This is a genomic window from Palleronia caenipelagi (assembly GCF_007004065.1).
Classification (GTDB): domain Bacteria; phylum Pseudomonadota; class Alphaproteobacteria; order Rhodobacterales; family Rhodobacteraceae; genus Palleronia; species Palleronia caenipelagi.
In genome coordinates this window covers 20,906-28,496 of sequence record NZ_VFSV01000038.1, presented here as the reverse complement: position 1 = coordinate 28,496, position 7,591 = coordinate 20,906, and the positions used below count along the sequence as shown (strand labels likewise).

At 63.4% G+C, this 7,591-nt stretch carries 8 protein-coding genes and 1 pseudogene; 6 read left to right on the top strand and 3 right to left on the bottom strand.

From position 1 onward, the window contains the following. A partial coding sequence (locus FEV53_RS15785) for a transposase (protein ID WP_185962223.1) occupies positions 1–233 on the bottom strand: 233 nt, incomplete at its 3' end. A gap of 66 nt (positions 234–299) precedes the next feature. Here FEV53_RS15785 and ureC point away from each other — a divergent pair. The 4 genes and pseudogenes from ureC to ureG all read left to right on the top strand — a co-directional run. Further along, positions 300–1,613 (top strand): annotated as a pseudogene (gene ureC / locus FEV53_RS15780) (urease subunit alpha); the annotation flags it as partial. A 9-nt stretch (positions 1,614–1,622) separates the two neighbouring features. Further along, on the top strand, positions 1,623–2,054 hold the full coding sequence (locus tag FEV53_RS15775) for an urease accessory protein UreE (RefSeq protein WP_142835756.1): 432 nt from the start codon (positions 1,623–1,625) through the stop codon (positions 2,052–2,054). After that, entirely contained in the window at positions 2,038–2,691 is a 654-nt protein-coding gene (locus FEV53_RS15770; RefSeq protein ID WP_246100842.1) for an urease accessory protein UreF, read from the top strand. Before FEV53_RS15775 ends, FEV53_RS15770 begins: the two co-directional genes overlap by 17 nt. Continuing rightward, entirely contained in the window at positions 2,688–3,338 is a 651-nt protein-coding gene (gene ureG / locus FEV53_RS15765) for an urease accessory protein UreG (protein WP_142835754.1), read from the top strand. Before FEV53_RS15770 ends, ureG begins: the two co-directional genes overlap by 4 nt. Before the next feature lie 126 nt (positions 3,339–3,464). Here the strand turns inward: ureG and FEV53_RS15760 are convergent, their stop codons facing one another. Beyond that, on the bottom strand, positions 3,465–4,334 hold the full coding sequence (locus FEV53_RS15760; protein ID WP_142835753.1) for a LysR family transcriptional regulator: 870 nt from the start codon (positions 4,332–4,334) through the stop codon (positions 3,465–3,467). A 144-nt stretch (positions 4,335–4,478) separates the two neighbouring features. Between FEV53_RS15760 and FEV53_RS15755 the strand changes: the two genes are divergently transcribed. After that, positions 4,479–4,706 (top strand): DUF1127 domain-containing protein, encoded by a 228-nt coding sequence (locus FEV53_RS15755; RefSeq protein WP_185962254.1) that lies wholly within the window; start codon positions 4,479–4,481, stop codon positions 4,704–4,706. Between the two features lie 339 nt (positions 4,707–5,045). Here the strand turns inward: FEV53_RS15755 and FEV53_RS15750 are convergent, their stop codons facing one another. Then, positions 5,046–5,483, bottom strand: a complete 438-nt coding sequence (locus FEV53_RS15750) for an FAD-dependent oxidoreductase (protein ID WP_142835751.1) — start codon at positions 5,481–5,483, stop codon at positions 5,046–5,048. Between FEV53_RS15750 and FEV53_RS15745 the strand changes: the two genes are divergently transcribed. After that, positions 5,482–7,563 carry a ParB/RepB/Spo0J family partition protein gene (locus FEV53_RS15745; RefSeq protein ID WP_221931637.1) on the top strand — a complete coding sequence of 694 codons (2,082 nt, stop codon included), beginning with the start codon at positions 5,482–5,484 and terminating at the stop codon, positions 7,561–7,563. The two genes, FEV53_RS15750 and FEV53_RS15745, sit on opposite strands and share 2 nt — an antisense overlap. Positions 7,564–7,591: the final 28 nt, after the last annotated feature.

Sequence of the window (7,591 nt, the reverse complement as noted above, 5' to 3'; positions counted from 1 at the left end):
CTGAGCACGACACGCACGGTCAGACAGGCCGAGACCGCCAGGTCCGAATACCGCCGCCGCGCACCGCGCTTGCCAGAGAGCGGTGAGATCCAGCCGGCCATCGCATCCTCGCTGAGCCAGACCGTCACATCACCGCGCCGGCGGAGGCTCTCGTTATAGTCGGCCCAGTTCGTGACCCGGTACTTTGCCTTCGCAAACTTGTCCCGTCGTGATGCGTTGTGCTTGAAAGGCATCCCGTTGTCCCGTCGCTACATCTATCGGCCAGCTACGCAGTCAGATGGTTTCGTGCAACAAGGTCCTTTGACAGCCACATCCACTTTATCTGCCCGCAGCAGATCGAGGACGCACTGCATTCCGGCCTGACCACCATGCTGGGGGGCGGCACTGGACCGGCGCACGGGACGCTCGCCACCACCTGTACGCCCGGGCCATGGCATATCGGGCGGATGATGCAGGCGGCGGATGCCTTTCCGATGAACCTCGCTTTTGCGGGGAAGGGAAATGCGTCCCGTCCCGAAGCGCTCATTGAGCAGATCAACGGCGGCGCCTGCGCGCTGAAGCTGCACGAGGACTGGGGCACGACCCCCGGCGCCATTGATTGCTGCCTGTCTGTTGCTGATGACATGGATGTTCAGGTGATGATCCACACCGACACCCTGAACGAGAGCGCCTTTGTCGAGAACACAGTTGCCGCGATGAAGGGCCGGACGATCCACGCGTTTCATACCGAAGGGGCGGGAGGCGGGCACGCGCCCGACATCATCCGGATCTGTGGCGAGGAGCACGTCCTGCCCTCGTCGACCAACCCGACCCGGCCCTTTACGGTGAACACCGTCGAAGAACACCTCGACATGCTCATGGTGTGCCATCACCTCGACAAGTCGATCCCCGAGGACGTGGCCTTTGCCGAGAGCCGGATCCGGCGTGAGACCATCGCTGCCGAAGATATCCTGCACGACATGGGGGCCTTTTCGATCATCGCGAGCGACAGTCAGGCCATGGGTCGGGTGGGTGAGGTGCTGACCCGCACCTGGCAGACCGCCGACAAGATGAAGAAACAGCGCGGCCGTCTGCCGGAGGAAACCGGCGAGAACGATAATTTCCGGGTCCGGCGCTACATCGCCAAATACACCATCAACCCCGCCATAGCCCACGGCCTGTCGCGCCATATAGGTTCGGTCGAGGAGGGCAAGCGCGCGGATCTGGTTCTGTGGCATCCGGCCTTTTTCGGGGTCAAGCCCGAGATGGTCCTGATCGGCGGCACCATCGCCTGCGCGCAGATGGGCGACCCCAACGCTTCGATCCCCACGCCCCAGCCGGTCTATTCCCGCGCCATGTTCGGCGCCTTTGGCCGGGCCCGGACCGAGAGCGCGTTGACCTTTACCTCCGAAGCCGCTCTGGCGGGTGGGATCGGCGAACGGCTGGGTCTCGCAAAATCTCTCGTGGCCGTGGAAAACACCCGCAGCATCGGCAAGAAAGATCTTCGTCTTAACGACGCCACGCCGGAGATCGAGGTCCACCCGGAGACCTACGAGGTGCGCGCGGATGGGGAGTTGCTGACCTGCGAGCCCGCCACCGAACTGCCCATGGCACAACGTTTTTTCCTGTTCTGAGGGCGCCCAATGCTGACAGCTCGCACCATTACCCACGCTCATGACGCCCCCGATCGGGTCACGCTCAGCTATGAGGACCGGATGCTCCGCCGAAAAGTTCTGACCAGCGACGGGGGCGAGCGCTTTCTGGTCGATCTCGACCACGCCACCTCGCTGGGCGCGGGCGACGCCTTTGCGCTGGAGGACGGACGTCTGATCGGTGTGGCACCCGCGCCCGAAGCCCTGCTCGAAGTGACCGGCGATCTGCCGCGCCTCGCCTGGCATATCGGCAATCGCCACACGCCTTGCCAGATCGAAGCGGATCGTCTGCTGATCCGGGACGACCGGGTCATGCGCGGGATGCTCGACACGCTAGGTGCCGCCTATCGCGAAATGGTCGCGCCCTTCACGCCCGAGGGCGGTGCCTATGGCCACGGACGCACCCATGGCCATCAGCACTGACGCCGCGCTCCTGACCCTCGTCCAGTGGTTTTCGCCCGCCTTCCCGGTCGGAGCGTTTCACTTCAGCCACGGTCTGGAGGCGGCAGTTTTGGACGGAGAAGTGCCCGACAGCGCGGCTTTGGAGGGGTGGAGCACAGAAGTGCTGCGCTGGGGCGCGGGACGGGTGGATGCGTGCCTGCTGGCCGCGTCCTATCGTTGCGGTACTGATGCCGCCCGCGCCGAGATCGACCATATCGCCCGCGCCCGCGCCGCCAGCCGCGAGCGCCTGATCGAGACGACTGAGATGGGCGCCGCCTTTGCCCGGGCGGTCTCGCCGCTCCTCGGTGCCGACCTCCCGCCCCGCAGCTACCCCGTCGCAGTGGGCGAGGCCGCGTGCCGTCTCGGGCTACCACTGGAACCGACGTCACAGACATACCTCCAAGCCTTCACTGCTAATCTCATAAGCGCCGGGATCCGCCTCGGCGTGACAGGACAAACCGACGGTCAGCGCATCATCGCAGCCCTCGCCCCTCTGTGCCGGGAGATCGCGTCCGAAAGCCTCGACGGCGATCTAGACGGCATCTCCGCCACCACCTTCCTCAGCGACCTCGCCGCCATGCGGCACGAGACCCTCTATTCAAGGATGTTCCGCACATGACCCGTTTCAATGGACCTTTGCGCATCGGCATCGGCGGCCCTGTTGGCGCTGGCAAGACCACTCTCACCGCAGCCCTTGCCCGCGCTTTGTCGCCCGAGCACTCCATCGGCGTGATCACCAATGATATCTATACGCAGGAGGACGCCGAAGCGCTCATGCGGATGCAGATCCTGCCACAGGACCGGGTCATCGGGGTCGAGACGGGCGGCTGTCCGCATACGGCGATCCGCGAGGATGCGTCGATCAACCTCGCCGCCGTGGCCGAGATGCAGCGCCGGCACCCGGATCTGGAGCTGGTGCTGATCGAGAGCGGTGGTGACAACTTGTCCGCAACCTTCAGCCCGGAACTCGCCGATCTGACGCTCTACGTGATTGATGTGGCTGCGGGCGAGGAAATCCCCCGCAAGGGCGGCCCTGCGATCACCCGCTCGGATCTGCTGATCATCAACAAAACCGACCTCGCCCCCCATGTGGGCGCATCGCTTGAGATTATGGAACGCGACGCGACGCGCATGCGCGGCGACCGACCTTTCGTCTTTGCATCGCTCCGGCATGGAGCTGGTGTTACAGACGTGATCAGCTACCTTCGCCGCTTTGGTGGATTCACGGCGGCTGTATTGCCAGCGGCCATGGTCGCGGGCAGATGATCTTCCCTTGCGACAGATCCTATGATCACAGCCGCTCAGATGGGGCGGTTGAAAGCGGGGCGGGAACCGGCAGGTGCCGCTGGACGCTTACGAACAAGTGAAGTCACAAACAGACAGAATACAACGCTAGGCGGCGAGCTCGCGCGCTTCCTCTTCGACCGCCCGGCGCAAATAAGAGCCGAATTCAGCGGCCATGTCTGCGACTTTCTCTTTGGTCATATACATGTTCAAGAACGCCTTTGGCAGACGTGGCAAGCCGCCCGCATGATCAATCCGCTCCAGGCCTGGGCGGATTGAGCCGCCGAGCAGGACGTTTACTCCCTGATCTGCCGCTGTGAGCATCAGATTACGTTCACAACTGCCGATGCCTGGCGCATGCTGCCAGTCGATCTCGACTCCATTCAGCGCCACAACTGCAATGTCGAGAAATGCGCAGGACAGAGCATTTGTCAAAACCAGCGGCCTCTGTTGCCAGGCCGAGCCACCCTCGGCGCCAACCCAATAGAGCGGCAATTGCATCAGATTGATGGCCGGTTCGCGGCAATCAGCCTCGGTGGTCAGGATGACGTCCAGCTCACCCTGACCGAATTGCCGGATCAGATTGGCGCTGTTGCCATCCGTCAGCACGATTTCCACCGTTGGATTTGCTTCGCGAAAATTCCGCACAGCCAGTGTCAAATGCTTGGTTGGCCAGTCTGTCGTCAGCCCTACGCGCAGACAGCAATCGGGTCTGATGCCCGTGAAACGCGCGATGATTGCATCATTCTGCGCCACGAGCTTGCGGCTTTCGGTCAGCAGCAACTGTGCGAAATCGGTCAGGACTACGCCACGTCCCTGCTTCTCCAGTAACGGTCTCTCGAAGACCTCTTCCAGACGCTTGATCTGCATCGAAAGCGCGCTTTGGGTCATGTTCAGCGCCTCGGCCGCTCGGGTGACGGCGCCGTATTCTGCCACCCCCTGCAGGGATCGCAACGTTGCGATATCCAGATTTCTCATTCTTCAGTTTCTCTTATCGGTGGCATCAAAATCATTCATTTTACGAATTCATTATTTCCGGCAATTCTATCACTGTCAAAGATGAATGATATGGGATCGCTCATTTTTGTTGATGGATATATTCAAGAGGATTGAACAATGACCATGGAATCAACAGCCCTGGCCCGCGTCGTGGCGGGAAACGGCATCATCCCTCGACCCAATTGGCTGGAACGGATTCTGACGATGTACGATGTTCACAAGACCCGCATTGATCTGGGCAGTCTGGACGACAACAGGCTACGCGATCTGGGCCTGACCCGTGACCAGGTAGAGGAGGAGATCCGGCGCAAGCCGTGGGACCCTCCGGAGTTCTTCTATAAGCTGCGCTGATCCACTCCTGTCGGCTAGTATCGGGGCCCGCACCTCAGCGGCAGAACCGGACGGGTGCAGATGGTGGGCAAGAGGGCAATGCCGCCTTGGGAAACCCTGAAAAGCAGGCTCTGCCCATTATTCTAATTGCCGCGAGACTTGGAATATTGCGGACAGGAATGGATAGCGACGCGAAAAGAAAGGTGTTCCGTCCTGATGCTGATGGAACACCTCCTGCCCTGGATGGAGCCGTCGCCGGCGGCGTAACCAGTCTTGACGGCGGTCATTAAGTCGCGGGCGTACGGGCCCTGTGCGCGGGCGGGGACCGTGCCCTTCCTGACTGATCGATCAACCGACACGCTATTCGGTGAACGGATGGCGCCTCGTGCGTATGGCGTGCATCGCTGTCGCGCCGACTTCATATGAAAGAGTCCGCAGGGTTCTGAAGCGCTCGGAACGGCGCTGCGCGATGGCGAGCGGCAACGCGGTCGGGTCCCCATGCAAGAGTGCCCGGGCAGCGGCGCGGCCGAACACCGTGCCGGGTCCGATCCCCCGGCCGGAATAGCCATAGATGGACAGGGCCCGCGGCCCAATCGATACAACCTTCGGCAGGTGATCCGAGATCATGGCGATCGCTCCGGACCATTCATGTTCGAAGGGCGTCCCGGCCAGCTCCGGGTAGATCTGCGCCAGCTTGCGCGCGGGCCAGGAACGATGCACGGCGCCTTGTGGGCCGGCGATATTGCCGACCCCTCCGATGATCAACCGCCCGTCCCGGTCAAGCCGCAGCGAGCTCATGACCCTGTCCGTACGGACCATGACGAAATCGGCTGACCTGACCCCGATGGAAATTGCGCTGAAGACCCTCGACCTGCACCCGTTGAATGCGCGGGCCGGCGCTCCTGAAACCTATGAGGACGCAGACATCGCCGTGCTCGCGGCCTCGATCGCGACGCTGGGGCTTTTAAACCCGATCATCGTGCAGAAGACCGGCAAGAGCTGGGGCGTGATCGCCGGGGGCCGGCGGCTCGCGGCGCTGCGGATGCTGGCGGACGACAAGAGCGCGAAGGGCTGGACCCACACCTCGAAGATCTCCTGCCGCGCAATCCCCGAGAATGTGGCGGGGGCCACGGCGATCACGGTGGCGGAGAATGTCACCCAGAAGCCCATGAACCCCATCGATGAGTTCGAAGCCTTCGCGCGGATGATGGAAGAGGGCGGCCACGACGCTGACAGCATCGCGAAGATGTTTGGCGTCGAGCGGCGGCGTGTGGTGGAACGCCTGCGCTATGGCCGCATTCACCCCGAGATCCGGGCTGCCGCGCGGGCGCAGGACATCACCCTTGATGTGATGAAGGCCTATGCCGAGCATCCCGACACCGAGGTGCAGAAGGCGGTCTTCGACGATCTGAAGGATCAGTATGTCTCGGCTTACATGGTGCGCAACAAGCTGACCGAGCGTGGCGTGAAGATCGGCGATCCTATCGGGCAGCTGGTGATCGAGGCCTATCGGGCTGAAGATGGCGAGATCGCCGCAGACCTCATCGAGGAAGACTCGGTGCTCACCGATCAGGAGCTCGTCGAGAGCCTTGTCATCGGGCATCTGCAAACCGCGGCCGAAGCGGAGCGGGTGCGGCTGGGCTTCGCCTGGGCCGAAGGGCGGCGGACGGTCGCGTACGAGGATCTGCGCCCCTATGGCCGGGTCTATCCCGCGCAGATCGACCGCGACGAGGCCGGCCCGCGCGCGGGCGAGATCGCCGACCGGATGGCCGAGATCGAAGAGATCGAGGAGATGTTCGACGGAACCGAGGGCGATCTCGATGCGCTGGAAGCCGAGTGGCAGCAGCTCGAAGCCGAATACGAAGATCTCGTCTCGCGCTACAGCGACGAAGATCTGGCCCTTGGCGGGGTGATAGCAACGTGGGAGCGGGGACAGATCAAGCTGATCGCCGGCTTGGTGCGTCCCGAAGACTTGCCCGGTGCAGCCGAGAAGACGGCCAGCGGGGCAGGGGAGGCGGAGCCGCTCGCACCCGATGCACCCCAGCCCCTTGGCTACTCGCAAAGCCTGACCGATGACCTGAAGAGCGAGCGCTCCCAGGTGATCGGCGCGGCGCTGGCAGGCGCTCCGGACATTGCGCAGGATCTTCTGCTCTTCAAGATCATCGCTGATCTCATGGGCCGCACCGCCCGGGTCTCCTACGCCATGGGCATCAGTGGCACGGTGGCAGGCCGTCCCCACGCGAAAGCCGAGGGCATCGATCCGCGCCCCGGCGAGACGCTCGAGGCGCTCCGGGCCGGGCTCGATCTGTCCTGGTGGGATGCCGATACGCCCAGTCCCATGTCGGAGCGGTTCGACCGCTTCCGGGCACTGGATGCCGGCATGAAGGCGCAGATCGCGGCGGTGGCGCTCGCCGAGGCGATCCAGCCCTCGCGTCTCGGTCGGGGCGAGGAGCTGCTCGCCCATGTGGCGCGGCAGGTGATCCCGGATCTCCGCGCGGTCTGGCGCCCCACCGGCGAGGCCTTTTTCGGACGCCTGAAGAAGAGCGATCTGCTGGGACTTCTGGAGCGCGATCTTGGCCAGCCGGAGGAAGCGCAACGCTTTGCCTCGAGCAAGAAGGGCGAGATCGTCGACTATCTCGACAAGCTCTTCGCCGCGCCCTTCGCCACGCTGACGCCGGAACAGCGCGCCGCCGTCGAAAGCTGGTGCCCGGACGCAATGCGCCTGCCCGAGGCGGATGACGGCCAGAGGACGGATCTCACCGGCCTCGAGGACGACGCGGAGACCGGGGATGTGTCTTTCGAAGAGAACATCCCGTTCGGAGAGCCGGACGACACCACGGATGAACCGCAGGAAGAGGCCGAGATCGAGATGGTCTGACCCGGTGCGCAGATGGCGCCGCCTCGCT